General features: G+C 67.3%; 14 protein-coding genes. 5 read left to right on the top strand and 9 right to left on the bottom strand.

Annotated features, from left to right (window positions below; all coding sequences use genetic code 11):
* Positions 1–21: 21 nt before the first annotated feature.
* Positions 22–642, bottom strand: a complete 621-nt coding sequence (locus G6N56_RS06710) for a TIGR03085 family metal-binding protein (RefSeq protein WP_085258523.1) — start codon at positions 640–642, stop codon at positions 22–24.
* 104 nt (positions 643–746) lie between these two features.
* Here G6N56_RS06710 and htpG point away from each other — a divergent pair, with 104 nt between their 5' ends.
* The gene (gene htpG / locus G6N56_RS06705; protein ID WP_085258524.1) at positions 747–2681 is read left to right on the top strand and encodes a molecular chaperone HtpG; all 1935 of its coding nucleotides are present in this window, start codon (positions 747–749) and stop codon (positions 2679–2681) included.
* 94 nt (positions 2682–2775) lie between these two features.
* Positions 2776–2991, top strand: coding sequence for a hypothetical protein (locus G6N56_RS06700; RefSeq protein ID WP_085258525.1), 216 nt, complete (start codon positions 2776–2778; stop codon positions 2989–2991).
* Position 2992: 1 nt separating this feature from the next.
* Here G6N56_RS06700 and G6N56_RS06695 read toward each other — a convergent pair whose 3' ends face one another.
* Positions 2993–3742, bottom strand: coding sequence for a GntR family transcriptional regulator (locus G6N56_RS06695; RefSeq protein WP_085258526.1), 750 nt, complete (start codon positions 3740–3742; stop codon positions 2993–2995).
* Positions 3743–3970: 228 nt separating this feature from the next.
* On the opposite strand from G6N56_RS06695, the gene G6N56_RS06690 reads away from it, so the two are divergent.
* Positions 3971–5164 carry an MFS transporter gene (locus G6N56_RS06690; RefSeq protein ID WP_197746658.1) on the top strand — a complete coding sequence of 398 codons (1194 nt, stop codon included), beginning with the start codon at positions 3971–3973 and terminating at the stop codon, positions 5162–5164.
* 197 nt (positions 5165–5361) lie between these two features.
* On the opposite strand, the gene G6N56_RS06685 is transcribed toward G6N56_RS06690, so the two are convergent.
* From G6N56_RS06685 to G6N56_RS06670, 4 genes are all read right to left on the bottom strand, one after another.
* Positions 5362–5892, bottom strand: a complete 531-nt coding sequence (locus tag G6N56_RS06685) for a hypothetical protein (RefSeq protein WP_142280858.1) — start codon at positions 5890–5892, stop codon at positions 5362–5364.
* Positions 5883–6125, bottom strand: coding sequence for an excalibur calcium-binding domain-containing protein (locus tag G6N56_RS29580; protein ID WP_085258528.1), 243 nt, complete (start codon positions 6123–6125; stop codon positions 5883–5885). The genes G6N56_RS06685 and G6N56_RS29580 overlap by 10 nt, the downstream gene beginning before the upstream one ends.
* A 208-nt stretch (positions 6126–6333) precedes the next feature.
* On the bottom strand, positions 6334–8010 hold the full coding sequence (locus G6N56_RS06675) for an NRAMP family divalent metal transporter (RefSeq protein WP_408632665.1): 1677 nt from the start codon (positions 8008–8010) through the stop codon (positions 6334–6336).
* Positions 8007–9299, bottom strand: coding sequence for a magnesium transporter MgtE N-terminal domain-containing protein (locus G6N56_RS06670; protein ID WP_163645202.1), 1293 nt, complete (start codon positions 9297–9299; stop codon positions 8007–8009). Before G6N56_RS06670 ends, G6N56_RS06675 begins: the two co-directional genes overlap by 4 nt.
* Before the next feature lie 175 nt (positions 9300–9474).
* Between G6N56_RS06670 and G6N56_RS06665 the strand changes: the two genes are divergently transcribed.
* Positions 9475–9840 carry a bleomycin resistance protein gene (locus tag G6N56_RS06665; protein ID WP_085258628.1) on the top strand — a complete coding sequence of 122 codons (366 nt, stop codon included), beginning with the start codon at positions 9475–9477 and terminating at the stop codon, positions 9838–9840.
* Between the two features lies 1 nt (position 9841).
* Here G6N56_RS06665 and G6N56_RS06660 read toward each other — a convergent pair whose 3' ends face one another.
* Positions 9842–10741: a DMT family transporter gene (locus G6N56_RS06660; protein WP_085258530.1), complete on the bottom strand. Its 900-nt coding sequence runs from the start codon at positions 10739–10741 to the stop codon at positions 9842–9844.
* Between the two features lie 264 nt (positions 10742–11005).
* Here G6N56_RS06660 and G6N56_RS06655 point away from each other — a divergent pair, with 264 nt between their 5' ends.
* Positions 11006–11608: a TIGR03086 family metal-binding protein gene (locus tag G6N56_RS06655; RefSeq protein ID WP_085258531.1), complete on the top strand. Its 603-nt coding sequence runs from the start codon at positions 11006–11008 to the stop codon at positions 11606–11608.
* Between the two features lie 218 nt (positions 11609–11826).
* Here the strand turns inward: G6N56_RS06655 and G6N56_RS06650 are convergent, their stop codons facing one another.
* Together G6N56_RS06650 and G6N56_RS06645 are read right to left on the bottom strand one after the other, a co-directional pair.
* Positions 11827–12219 carry a DoxX family protein gene (locus G6N56_RS06650; protein ID WP_085258532.1) on the bottom strand — a complete coding sequence of 131 codons (393 nt, stop codon included), beginning with the start codon at positions 12217–12219 and terminating at the stop codon, positions 11827–11829.
* Positions 12220–12268: 49 nt separating this feature from the next.
* A complete protein-coding gene (locus tag G6N56_RS06645; protein ID WP_085258629.1) occupies positions 12269–13327 on the bottom strand; it encodes a cupin domain-containing protein in 1059 nt (352 codons plus the stop codon).
* Between the last annotated feature and the right edge of the window lie 53 nt (positions 13328–13380).

Raw genomic sequence — 13380 nt, 5'->3', positions numbered from 1 at the left:
GTTCGGCTGACCCCGCCGGGGCTATAGGCCCTTGGGTGCGTCGCGAACCGCCTGCACCGCCGCCGCGTCGCCCTCGAAGTCGACGCGGGCCTCGCGCCCGACGGCAAACAGCAGCAACTCCTCGGGCAGGCCGGTCACCGTGACCGCCGGTCCTCGCCCGGCGGTCAGGACGGTTTTGCCTTCGGGAGTGCGCAATGCCACTCGACCGGGAACCTTGGCCAGCGTGAGCCGGGCCATCAGCGGGAGCGTGCGGCGCAGCATGGCCACCAGCTTTTGTTCGAGCACGCGTGGCTCCCAGTCCGGCTGCGCGCGCCGCACGTCCTCGTGATGGATGAACATCTCGGCGACGTTGGCCACGGGGTCGAGGAGCTTGAGCGGCGAGTACAGCGGCGGGCCCGACGCGACCTTGGTCAGCAACTCGTCCCAGTCGGTGCGCTCGGCCGCCTCGTTCTGCACCTTCTCGGTGTGAGAGGCGAAGAACGGAATCAGGATCCCGGGTGCCGCGTCGGGGCGATACTCGCGGACCACGAGGTGGGCTGCCAGGTCCCGCGTCGTCCAACCTTCGCAGAGGGTCGGCGCGTCCGGCCCGACGCCGCGCATGGTGTCGACGAGGGCGGCGCGTTCGCGCTGAGCAACAGACATCTGTCCAGGGTACGGCCGGGGGTGTCGGCGGTGGCGGTCGCCGGGCTTGAACGACTGGGTAAATTTGGGGACGTCAAGTCCTGACGGGAAATGAAGGGAATCGCATGAACGCGCGTGTCGAGCACTTGGAGTTTCAGGCTGAGGCACGACAACTGCTGGATTTGATGGTCCACTCGGTCTACTCCAATAAGGATTCGTTCTTGCGGGAGCTGATCTCGAACGCCTCCGACGCGCTGGACAAGCTGCGGATCGAGGCGCTGCGCAACAAGGATCTCGACGTCGACACGTCGGATCTGCACATCCAGATCGAGGTGGACAGGCAGGCGCGCACTCTGACCATTCGCGACAACGGCATCGGGATGACGCGCGACGAGGTCGTGGACCTGATCGGCACGCTGGCCAAGTCGGGCACGGCCGAACTGCGACAGCAACTCCGCGAGGCCAAGAACGCCCAGAACGCGGGCGCGTCCGACGAGCTGATCGGCCAATTCGGGATCGGGTTCTACTCGAGCTTCATGGTCGCCGACAAGGTCGAGCTGCTCACCCGCAAGGCGGGGGAGAGCGAGGCCACCCGCTGGGAATCGAGCGGCGAGGGCACCTACACGATCGAATCCGTCGACGACGCCCCGCAGGGCACGGCGGTCACCCTCCACCTCAAGCCCGAGGACGCCGAGGACGAGCTGCACGACTACACGTCGGATTGGAAGCTGCGCGGCTTGGTCAAGCAGTACTCCGACTTCATCGCCTGGCCCATCCGCATGGAGGTCCAGCGGCGCATCCCCGCCGAGGAGGAGGGCGGCGAGGAGACGGTCACGACGGAGACCGAGACGCTCAACTCGATGAAGGCGCTGTGGGCGCGACCCAAAGAAGAGGTCTCCGACGAGGAGTACAAGGAGTTCTACAGGCACATCGCGCACGCCTGGGACGATCCGCTCGAGATCATCGCGATGAAGGCCGAGGGCACGTTCGAATATCAAGCTTTGCTCTTCATCCCTTCCCACGCGCCGTTCGACCTGTTCAACCGCGACGCGAAAACCGGCATCCAGCTCTACGTCAAGCGGGTGTTCATCATGGGCGACTGCGAGGACCTCATGCCGGAGTACCTGCGCTTCGTCAAGGGTGTCGTCGACGCGCAGGACATGTCGCTCAACGTATCTCGTGAGATCCTGCAGCAGGATCGGCAGATCAAGGCCATCCGCCGCCGGCTGACCAAGAAGGTGCTCTCCACCATCAAGGACCTGCAGTCCGAGCGGCCGGAAGATTACCGAACCTTCTGGACGCAGTTCGGCAGAGTCGTTAAGGAAGGTTTGCTGTCGGACACTGACAATCAGGAGACGCTGCTGCAGATCTCCTCGTTCGCCACCACGCACAGCGACGAGGAGCCCACCACCCTCGCCGAGTACGTGGGGCGCATGAAGGAGGGCCAGGACCAGATCTTCTACGCCACCGGTGAGACGCGTCAGCAGATCCTGAAGTCGCCGCACCTCGAGGCGTTCAAGGCCCGGGGCTACGAGGTCCTGGTGCTCACCGACCCCGTCGACGAGGTGTGGGTGGGTGTGGTGAGCGAGTTCGACGGCAAGCCGCTGCAGTCGGTCGCCAAGGGCGAGGTGGACCTGGGCGCCGAGGAGGAGGCCAGCGAGGCCGAACGCGAAGAGCAGCAGAAGGACTTCGCCGACCTCCTGACGTGGTTGAAGGAGACGTTGGCCGACCACGTCAAGGAAGTGCGGCTGTCCACCCGCCTGACCGAGTCGCCGGCCTGCCTCATCACCGACGCTTTCGGGATCACCCCGGCCCTCGCCCGCCTCTACCGGGCCTCCGGGCAGGATGTTCCGGTCGGCAAGCGGATCCTGGAGCTGAACCCCAATCATCCGCTCGTCACCGGCCTGCGCCAGGCACATCGAGACCGCGCCGACGACCCCGCCGTCGCCGAAACCGCGGAGTTGCTTTATGGCACAGCGCTTCTCGCGGAGGGGGGCGCGCTGGAAGACCCGGCCCGGTTCGCCGAGCTGCTCGCCGAGCGCCTGGCCCGCACGGTGTAGGACCGCCGATTGCCGGACGCGCCGCGTCGGCTGTTCGCTAGCAAACGTGCGGTTGGGGCGATTGAAAGGCGTTCAGCAGGGATAATCACATCCCATGGCTCAGTTTCGAGTTATCGACCCGCACGGCCGGGTTGTCGCATCGAAGAACTTTGCCAGCGCGGAGGCCGCCCACGGGTGGTTCGTCGACACCGTCGCGGGTAGTTCCGAACTGGGCTGGCGGATGGAGGTCGATGACGACGGGCGGTGGGCGTTCTTCGACGACACCGAAGGCTTCACCGCCCCGGTCAGCCGGCGGCCGCTGCAGCGCTGATCTACCCCTGCGGCTTCCGTGCCGGGGCCGCGGCAGCGCCGATGGCCTGGGGATCCTCGCGCAGCACGCGGTAAAGCAGCTCGCCGGTGCCGACGAGATGCTTGCTGACCAGAGATTGGGCCGACTCCATGTCGCCCCGACGCACAACCTTGAGCAGTGCCGCGTGCTCGCGGTCGGAGTCGCGCTTGTATGACGGCAAGCCGAACTTCAGGCGCAGGTAGCGCTCGCTGCGCTCGTGTAGCATCCCGATCATCGCGAGCAGTTGGGGCCGCGCGGCAGGCTCGTAGAGGCTCGTGTGGAACGCCTCGTTTCGGGCGACGTACAGCGACGGTTCGGTCTCGGCCGCGGCCGCCTTGCACAGCTCGTCCGCGCGCCGCAGCGACTGCGGTGTGTGAGCGGGTATCGCCAGCCCGATGGCGAGGCTTTCCAGGGCGGCCCGTATCTCGTAGATCTCGCGCGCCTCGTCGGCGGACAGCGGGGCGACGGTAGCCCCCTTGTTCATCTCCACGTTGACCCAGCCCTCGCTTTCGAGCTGCCGCAAGGCCTCGCGAACGGGGATCGCACTGACGGAGAAATGCCGCGCGATGGCGTCCTGGCGAAGCGGCGCGCCGGGTGGGAGGCTGCCGTCGACGATCGCCGCTCGCAGCGCGTTAGCGATCAACCGCGACGTGCTGCCCCGCTCGGCTAGCGATACTGCGGCGGGCAAGACGGCCAGAGCATTGTCCGACGACGAAGGGCCTGTTACGCTCATCACTATATTATATACAATGTGACGCATCGCCACAGGCGTAATCCGTAAACACCCTCGCAGGTAAGCGATCCCGGGCGGTCGTCACCACCGACTCAAAGGGCCATTGGAGGCAAGATGAGTGCAACGACGCAATCGACGAAGGCGAGCCCGCCCAAAACCCGTACACCGCTGAACCGCTCTCAGATCGCGGGCTTTTGGGGTGCGTGGACGGGCTGGACTCTCGACGGGATGGATTCGTTCATCTACGCACTCGTGCTGACGCCCGCACTCACCGAACTGTTGCCGCGTTCGGGTTTCACCGCGACGCCGGCCCATGTCGGGCTCGCCGGCTCCATCCTGTTCGCCCTGTTCCTGGTGGGCTGGGGGCTGTCCTTCGTGTGGGGCCCGCTCGCCGACCGGTTCGGGCGCACCAAGGTGCTTGCTGCGACCATCTTCACCTTCGCCATCTTCACCGGGCTCTCCGCGGCGGCGGAAAACGTCTGGCAACTGGCGATTTTCCGCTTCGTGGCGGGTGTCGGCATCGGTGGCGAGTGGGCGCTGGCGGGCACGTACGTAGCCGAGGCGTGGCCGGAGGACCGGCGCAAGATGGGTGCGGGCTACCTGCAGACCGGTTACTACGCCGGATTCTTCCTGGCGGCTGCGCTGAACTACACCGTCGGCGTGCATTTCGGTTGGCGGGCAATGTTTTTGACGGGCGCAGTGCCGGTCTTCGTCGCCATCATGATCCTCACCCGGGTGCAGGAAACCGAGAAGTGGCAGCAGGCCGAGGCGGGGCCGCGAGTCCACGTGAAGCCGCTGCGCGAGATTCTCGGGGCGCGCTACCGGCGCCGAACCTGGGTGGCCTGTGCGTTGGTGACGATCGCGATCGTCGGCCTGTGGGCCGGCACCGTCTATGAGCCGTCGGCCGTGATCCAGTTGGCGCACAACGCGGGGCTGGACAAGAACGGAGCGACCAGGACGGCGTCGTGGGCCACCGGCCTGCTGTCGATCGGCACGATCCTCGGGTGTGTGGTTTTGCCGGTGCTGGCCGAAAGATTCGGCCGGCGAAAGACACTCGCGATCTATTTCGCCGGGATGGCGGTGTCGATCACCGGGAGCTTCGGGTGGGCGTACTACCTACCGCACGGACTCGCGCCGTTCATCGCCTGGCTGTTCGTGCTCGGTTTCTTCGGCGGCAACTTCGCGCTCTTCAGTCTGTGGTTGCCCGAGCAGTTCGAGACGCGCGTGCGAGCGACGGCGTTTGCGTTCTGCACATCATTCGGCCGGTTCGTCGGCGCAGGAGTGAACTTCATCCTTGGGGCGGCGGTGTTGCGCACCCACACGCTGGGCCTGCCCGTTGCGCTGACGGCCGTCGCCTTCGCCATCGGGCTCATTGTCATACCGCTGGCGCCCGAGACGCGAGGCGAGCCGCTGCCTCGATAGGGCGGTCGGCTCAGAAACCGGAGGCGAAGTGCTCGGCGACCAGCGGGTACTCGCGCAGCGCAACGTCCAGCACACCGGTCAGCCCGCTGAGCATGCTGTCGGCGCCGTTGCAGGCTGCGGATGAGGTCGGCGATCCACGCCGCGGTTTCCGGGGTGGGGCGGTGATCGCCGGTCAGTAGAGCCACCGAAACCGCGAGTCACCCACCGGGGCCAATCACGAAGCAGCGGCCGGCGCTGCTCACCAGCAACACCTCGTCGACCGACGCCTGCGGGGTGTCTAGAAATTCGAAGCGATGCACCTGCTGGCCCGCGTCGATGCTCGCGTCCTGCGACTGCGTGGTGCCATCTTTCCGGCGAACCGTCACCGTCACCTTGTCGGCTTTGGACGGGCTCTGCGGCTCGCGGAAATACCACACCTCGATCCCGCCGCCGGATGTGCCGGCTCGCCAGCCGTCGGCGTAATAGCACGCCGGGTTGCCCGCGGCGTCCGGCGGCGGCGGCGGACAGATCGACAGTCCGACGCACTGTGGCGTGGTGGTGGGCGCGGTTGATGAAACAGTCGGGCCGACCGACGTGGTCTGCGCGACGGCGTGAGTTGCGGGCGCCGTACCCGGACCGACCGCGTGCGTCGCCGACCCGCAGGCGGCCACAATCGACCACGCCGACGCCGTGGTGATGATCTGGCGGAAAGCGCTGTGCGCTAACAGCTTCGGAGTCCTTAGCGGCACACTTCGCAGGCGATGCCGTCGTTGTCGCGGTCAAGGCCTTCCCGGTAGCCGGGCTGTCCGCGGTAGATCGGGGCCGCACCGGCATTGCAGGCGGCCTTGCAGTTCGGGTAGTAGACGCTTGACCCGGTTGTCGGGGCGGGCGACGGTGCGGTGGTCGATGGAGTTGCGCGGGCGAACGACGCCCCCGCAACTCCCATGGTGATTGCCGCGGCGATCAACGCAGCACGAAGCATGGTCGCGCACCTCCTGATCGCGAGCCGGAGTCGGTTGCTGACACCACACGAGCTAACACCGACGACCGCCTTCACGGCAAGGGGCGCGGCTTGGTCGATTCGGGGTTGACCCTCTTGGGCGAGAACCGCTGAGATTGCCGCGACGGTCGCGCTTTTCCGGGCGGAGCACAACCCCACCGCGGCAATATCGGCGCCGAACACGCACGCCCTAGCGGCCGAGCTGGATGGCCTTCACCACCAACAGCAGTGCACCGACGACCAAATAGCTGCGCAGGGCGATCATCGCCAGCCGGGTACCGGGCGACCAGGTGACGGGCTCGAGCAACGCCAGGGGCGGCATCCGCCACGTGTTGCGGTCTACGGGGCGCGCCGGCGGCTCTGGCGCCGGTGGCGCGCCCCGTCGACGACTCAGCCAGCGCAGCACCGGCGCCGAGGCCGCGGCGAGCACGATCAGGGCGACGGTCAGGTAGCCCGCGACCGCGACGACGTCGAGGTCGGGAAACAGGGTGGTTGCCATGAGGATGCCCGACAGGAGCAGCAGGATGCCCACGATGAGCCCCGCGACCCAGTTGAGCCAGGACCGGTTCACCCATGGCCCCAACACTTCCCGGTCATTGCACAGCAACAGCAGGAACACGCTGGCGCTCGGCAGGAGCAGACCGGCGAGCGCCTGTACGGCGGTCGTGATCAGGCCGAGCGGGGCCCCCGGAATGAGGACGATGGCCGCGGCCAACGCCACCATCGCCGTGTAGGACAGATAGAACTGCTTGGCGTCGGCGAAGCCGCGATGCAGGGAGTGCTTGAGACCGAACACGTCACCGAAGGCATAGCTGGTAGCCAGCGTCACCGCGGCCGCCCCGATGATCGAGGCATCCATCAGCACGATGGCGAATATCGACCCGAGCGCCGCGCGGTGTTGGCCGAGCAGGTGCGCGACGGCGCCGGCGTCGGAGAAGCCACCGACGGTCCCGGTCGACCGCGCCGCCCATTCGCCGGTCATCACCAGCGCCGCGGCGCCGATCACCACCACGACGGCGCCGATCACGGTGTCGGCACGTTCGTAGGCCATGAAGCGGGGGGTGATGCGTTTGTCGACAACGTTCGATTGCTGGAAGAACAGCTGCCAAGGTGCCACGGTGGTGCCGACGATCGCGATGATCAGCAGCACCGCGTCCGAACTGATGCCACCCGAGATACTTGGCACCACCAACGACTTCGCCGCTAGTGCCCACTGTGGATGTGACATCAACAGCATCGGGATCTGGAGCAAGGTGACGGCGATGAACACGAACATGGCCCGCTCCCAGCGCCGGAAGCTGCCGCTTGCCATGATTGCGATCAGCGCCACCGCTGATGTCGGCACCGCGACATATTTGGAGACGCCGATGTATTCGGCGGCCAGGCTGATGCCGATGAACTCGGTGACGATCGTCAGGAAGTTGAGCAGGAACAGGTCGCCGACGGAGAACCAGCCCCAGCCGCGGCCGAAGCGCTCATTGATCAGCCGGGCATGGCCGACGCCGGTGACCGCGCCCAGCCGGACCACCATCTCCTGGTTGACGATCAGGACGGGCACCAGCAGCAGCAACACCCACAGCAGGGAGTAGCCGTAGTTCTGGCCGGCCTGGGCGTAGGTGGCCACCCCGCCGGCGTCGTTGTCGCCGACCATCACGATGATGCCCGGGCCGACGATGGCCAGCAACGTCAGCAGCCGCGTCTTCCACGTGCGGGCACGCTCGTTGTCGCCGACGCTGATGCGCCCGAAGGCCCCCTCGATGTCGCCCAGGTGTGCGGTGTCCAGCACCGCGCTGGGCCGCGGTGCAGCCCGGCCGGCCGGCTCGGCGTCCCCGGGCTCGAGACGGATCGTGTCGTCGCCGGAGGTCACGGTGCGTCGGCTCCCGGCGCCGAGCCGTCGTCGGGCTGGATTATGTCGCGGACCGGCCGCGGGGCGGGTTCGCGGCGGCGCCAGTCCTCCGGAATGGTGGCCTCCAGCACGTCGTCGACGGTGACGACCCCGAGGACGTGATCCCGATCGTCGACGACGGGGATGGAGTAGAGGTTGAAGTCGGCCATCAGCAGTGCGATGTCGGTCAGATCGGCGTCGGCGCTGACCCGGACGGGATCCGAATCCATCAGCCCCGCAACGGCTTCGCCCGAATCGGCCTGCAACAGGGCGATAACGGAGACGACGCCGTCGAGCCGCCTGTCCCCGTCGACGACATGCACCTTGATGAGGGCCTCCGGTTGGACGGCGCTGGCGGTCGAGATCAGCGCGAGCGCCTCTCCGGCCGTCGTCGTGGCCGCGCACGCGACGAAGTCGACGTTCATCAACCCGCCGGCGCTCTCGGGGTTGAAGCCCATCAGGGTGACGACTTTGGTGCGCTGCGGGGCGGGCATGAGATCCAGCACGCGCCGGCGTCGCGATTGGCGCAGGTCCGCGATGGCGTCGGCGGCGTCGTCGGCGCGCATCCGGCCGAGCAGCGCGGCGACCTCGTCGTCGGGCATGTCGTCGAGCAGCCGGCTCGCCTTCTCCGGGTCCAGCTCCTCGAAGACGTCGGCCTCCAGTTCCGGGTCGCTGTGCACCCGATCGAGGATCTCGCCGCCCTCGGCCTTGTCGGCCTCCTCGAGCAGATCGGCGATCTCGGCCGCCTTGAACTCGCCGAACCGGTCCGAGAGGCGGCGCACGGCGTCGGATCGGGCGTGGCCAATGAGCGGTTCGAAGGACTTCCAGTCGCGGGCGGCGTGGCCGCCGGAGTGCTTGATCAGGCCGAACAGGCGGGGCGGGCGGCGGGTATCGAGCCGGGCGACGACCCAGCCGGTGCCCGTGTCTTCCAGCTCGACGTCGTAGGCGCGCACCAGCTCGACGGCGGCCACGTCGATCAACCGATGTCCGAGCACGTCCGCACGCAACAGCACCTCACCGTCCCGGCGTTCGAAGCCCCGAAGGTCAACCTTGTTCTTGGTCAAGACGATTCGGTCCACCGCGTACTGGTCGATGGATTTGCTGCCGATGAACACCTGACGTCCGCCGACACCGGCGACGATGCCGGTCACCGCCGGATAGTCATCGGTGTCGCCCAGCCGCGCGATCACGTCGTCGACCCGGCCGACGGCCTCGCCGGATCGGGCCACCACCGGCGCGCGTAGCAACTGGGAGAGGTGGAGGACCGGCAGGGACCGGCCGTGTTCGGCCTCCGTCTGAGTTGTGCTCACATGTCCCTCCTCGCGCTGGGGCCCGGGCCCGGCTCGGCCGCCGGAGCGTAACCGCGCCGGTGCCAGTAACTACAGCCACTAAGTAAACAGCGGGCGGCTATCCGGAAGACAGCTGGTTCGCTGACAAACTGGTGTGGTGTCCGGAGTCGAGTTCACCTCTGTTTCACCGATCGTTCCCGTCCGCGATCTGGATTCCGCCCTGTACCGCTACCGTCGCCTGGGATTCGACGCGCGCCGATACGACGGGCCCGAGCGCTACGGGTTCGTCGATCGCGGGCCGGTGTCCATCCATCTCACCGAATGGATCGAGCACGACCCGCTGCGCACGGCCGCGAGCGTGTACCTCTACGTCACGGACGCCGATGCGCTTCATGCGGAGTGGGCGGGGTTGGCGGGCCTGGAGGGCCGCCTTCTTCCGCCGCGCGACACCGCCTACGGCTTGAGGGAATTCGCCTACGTCGATCCCGACGGCACCTCCCACCGCGTCGGCTCGCGCCGCTGACTCATGCGATCGACGAATCGTCCGCTGTTGCATTCGATTTCGGGGGTGGGCTCGACGCGGCCTGGCTGTGGGCCAGCGCCACGGTCGCCGCGACCATCACGGCGACTGAGAGGGCCAGGGCGATCATGCCGACGTCGTTGGTGTTGAGCATCTCGCCCAGCACGGTCACGCCGAGCACGGATCCGACGATCGGCTCGGAGACGGTAACGGCGGGCAGTGACGCGGTGAGCGGGCCGGCTCGGAAGGCCGACTGTTCCCAGGCGGTGGCGGCGATGGCCACTACCACCCACACGTAGACCTCGGGCGTGCGCAGCAATGCCGGGATGCCATGGCCGAGCTGGTCGACGACGCCCTTGGTCAACACCGAGAACAGACCCCAGAGCGAACCGGCCATCAGACCCAGCAACAGCGAGCTGACCGAACCCGAAAACAGGCGCGCGCCAATGACACACGCGAGCAGCGCCGGCCCCATGACCAAGGCGACCACGGCCCACGTCTTGAACGATCCGCGGGGGGTGCCGGCCTGGGGATCACCGACGGTCACCACTACCGCGACCGCAGCAGCAAGCAGCACGGCCCAGATTGCTTGCCGGCGGGTGATCCGGCGATGGTTGACCCTGGCGTTGATGACCAAGGCGAACAGCAGTGAGGTCACCAACAGCGCCTGCACGAGCACCACCGAACCCAGCCCGAGCGCCGCGGCCTGCAATCCGAACCCGGCGCCGGCCACGAGGCTGCCGGTCCACCACTGGCGATCGCGCAGCAGCCGGTGGAACAACGCGACGGTGCCGAGGGGTTTGTCAGTGACCTCTTGGGCGGATCGCTGTTGGATGACGTCCCCTATGCCGATCATCAGGGCGGCCGCTTCCGCGAGCAGTGCGGCGATTTCGGTGGTGCCCAAGAGGACCTCCCGGCTTTTCGATCGGCGGATTCTTCGGGGACCACTGGTTACCGTGCTCGGTCGATGTAATCATTTCGCCGCCGACCGCGCACCAAGGGCTTTTGCCCCTAGACCGGTGAGGGGCGGCAATCGAAAGTGGCTTTCGAATCTCTCATCACGAAGAAGGTCGCGCCATGACACCTCGAACCGCTGCACGCGTGATCATGGTGGGCACCGCCGCGGTGGCCGGCGTTGTCGCGGTCTCATGAAGGGACGCTGATCGGCATGAACGACGCAACCGCATCGATCGGCACGATGGCTACCGAGGCGTTCGACATGCTGATCGACGCCGTCGATCAGATTGCGCCGGAGCGCTGGTCTCAGCCATCGAATCTCGAGGGCTGGACCCTGCGTGATCTGGTGGGCCACGCGATCGGCAGCGCGGCGAAGATCGTGACGCTCGTCGAGGACGGGGAGATCTGGGCCGGCCCGTCCCGGCCGGCCGACTGGGTGTGTGACGACCCGGCGGGCCGGCTTCGCGAGCTGGCCGCGCGGTTGCGTGAGGCCCTGCCGGGTGCCGATCTCGACGCGATGCGCGTGTCGCCGGAGGGCGAGGTCCCGTTGCGCCGGGCGCTGGTCTATCCGGTCTCGGACTTGGCGTTGCACACCTGGGACGTCGAGCGCTCCCAGGGTCGGCAGATCGAGCTGCCCGAAAATCTGTTCGCGCTATGTCGGGGGCTGCTCGGATCCGTGCCGGAAAGCATGTTGCGGAGGCCGGGCGGCTTCGGCCCCGCCCAGCCCGTGCCGTCCGGCGCAACACCGACCACCGGACTCATGGCGTTTCTCGGCCGCTCGGTGGACGGCCGCGGACAACTGCCCGCCTCGTAGGGGCAAGTCGTTGAAACCGGTCGCCGGCCTGTCGAACGCGGAAGGTCACGAACGACCGGACTTCTGAGTGTGCGCCTGGGCACTCGATTGTGTGCTCAGGGATTTCATCGTGGGCCCAGGTCTGAAATTCCGCGAAATGCGCCACCCTGGATGCACGAAGGAAGCCGTCAGTTCACACTCGAATGCCGCGCGCCGCCGCGCGGAGACAAAGGGAGCGGTCAGCTGTTGCGGCGGATCTTCATTGCGGTGGTGATCATCGGGATCTGCAGGGGTAGCCGGGCCAGCGCGGCGATGCGCATGGGCCAAGGCTTGCCCCACCACAGCCGCACCATATTGCAGTTCGCGGGGAAGACCCCCACGAACAGCACCGCGGCCGCCAGCGCCGCCTGCCGTCGGGTGCGTCGCGGCACCAGCAGCGCCCCGACGGCGATCTCGGCGACGCCGGACGCGTAGGTGTAGAACCGGGCGCTTCCGGGCAGCTCGGCCGGAACGATGGTGTCGAACGGTCGGGGCGCCAGGAAGTGGATGGTTCCGATGCCCATCAGCATCGCCGCCACGCGGTATGCGGCGGTCCGGGTCGCGTCACGTGGGGCGAGGGGCGCGGTGGTCATTGTGCCATTCTGTCCTGCCCGCCGAACGAGCCGAAAGCCGGACCCGCGATTACCGCTCGCCGACGGCGTGTGCGTCAACGGGGTTGCGGCGCTTGACGATCAGCGGGTCGGCCTTCGTGAACGGGTATTGGGGCAGGTCGTCGACGTGGGTGTCGAAGGTCGCGGCGAGCACCTGGCGCGAGTACGCGCTCACCGAGGTGCGGTACCCGATGTCGCCCGGGGTCGGCTGGTCGAAGAAGATGCAGAAGTGCATCTCGGGGGCGTCGAAGACCTCGATGTGGTGCGGGTAGGCGCGGGGGATGAAGTAGACGTCGCCTTGCTGCAGGTACCACGTGTCCAGGGTGCCGTCGGGATCCATGACGGTCATCCGGGCGCCGCCGCGGTTGACGTAGCCCATCTCGGCGGTGATCGGGTGCCAGTGCGGCTCCCGCATGCCGTCCTCGCGGATCCGTAGCGAGTACATCGACAGGTCTTTGAGTGCAGGCCAGTATTGCACGCGTGCGGTCCTGGCCGAGCCGACGGCGAGGCTGACCGGCGGGGTCATCGCGTCGACCGAGAACTTGTGCGGGTCGTCGAAGTACGCCGTCGACGGCACGTTCGGGTCGCCGTCGCGGGCGGCCAGCGCGCGATCGGCGGTGCTGCGGCGGATGGCCGCGAAATCGGACGCGGGCAGGTCGTACGTGTTGCCGAGCACCGCGTCGGTCATCGCCCCGAAGGCAGCGCCGAGTCCGAAGTCCTCGGGCCGCTCGCTGCGGAAGGTGATGACGAACTCCGCTGTGTCGTCGCCGATGTTCTCGATGTGGTGCAGCGATCCGGAGTCGATGTGGAACATGTCGCCCCGGCGCACGACGAAGGATGAGAATCGGCTGCCGGTGTCCAGGACGGAAACCAACGCCGTGCCGGACACGCAGTAGGTCAACTCGTTGGCGTTGGCGTGCCAGTGCGGCGTGCGCATGGCGCCCGGGTTGACCAGCAACCGCTTGATCGACAACCCCTTCAGGATCGGGAAATTGTCGGCTGTCAGGCGCCGGATCGAGCCGAGGTCGGACTCTTCGACAATCTCGCCGTTGGTCAACGATGAGACGTGTGTGCCTGCCTGCGTGAGCATTTCACCCTCCTCATGGAGCGGACTGAATGTCTGCCCATAACAGTGGCGTTGCT

It is taken from the genome of Mycobacterium saskatchewanense (assembly GCF_010729105.1).
Lineage (GTDB): Bacteria > Actinomycetota > Actinomycetes > Mycobacteriales > Mycobacteriaceae > Mycobacterium > Mycobacterium saskatchewanense.
Note: the sequence above shows the minus strand (reverse complement) of the source record. Positions and strands in the feature narration are given on the sequence as shown.

Coding starts and splice junctions, on each gene's coding strand:
- G6N56_RS06710 (WP_085258523.1), bottom strand. CDS start 642: ATGTCTGTTGCTCAGCGCGAACGCGCCGCCCTCGTCGACACCATGCGC.
- htpG (WP_085258524.1), top strand. CDS start 747: ATGAACGCGCGTGTCGAGCACTTGGAGTTTCAGGCTGAGGCACGACAA.
- G6N56_RS06700 (WP_085258525.1), top strand. CDS start 2,776: ATGGCTCAGTTTCGAGTTATCGACCCGCACGGCCGGGTTGTCGCATCG.
- G6N56_RS06695 (WP_085258526.1), bottom strand. CDS start 3,742: ATGAGCGTAACAGGCCCTTCGTCGTCGGACAATGCTCTGGCCGTCTTG.
- G6N56_RS06690 (WP_197746658.1), top strand. CDS start 3,971: ATGGATTCGTTCATCTACGCACTCGTGCTGACGCCCGCACTCACCGAA.
- G6N56_RS29580 (WP_085258528.1), bottom strand. CDS start 6,125: ATGCTTCGTGCTGCGTTGATCGCCGCGGCAATCACCATGGGAGTTGCG.
- G6N56_RS06655 (WP_085258531.1), top strand. CDS start 11,006: ATGAACGACGCAACCGCATCGATCGGCACGATGGCTACCGAGGCGTTC.
- G6N56_RS06650 (WP_085258532.1), bottom strand. CDS start 12,219: ATGACCACCGCGCCCCTCGCCCCACGTGACGCGACCCGGACCGCCGCA.
- G6N56_RS06645 (WP_085258629.1), bottom strand. CDS start 13,327: ATGCTCACGCAGGCAGGCACACACGTCTCATCGTTGACCAACGGCGAG.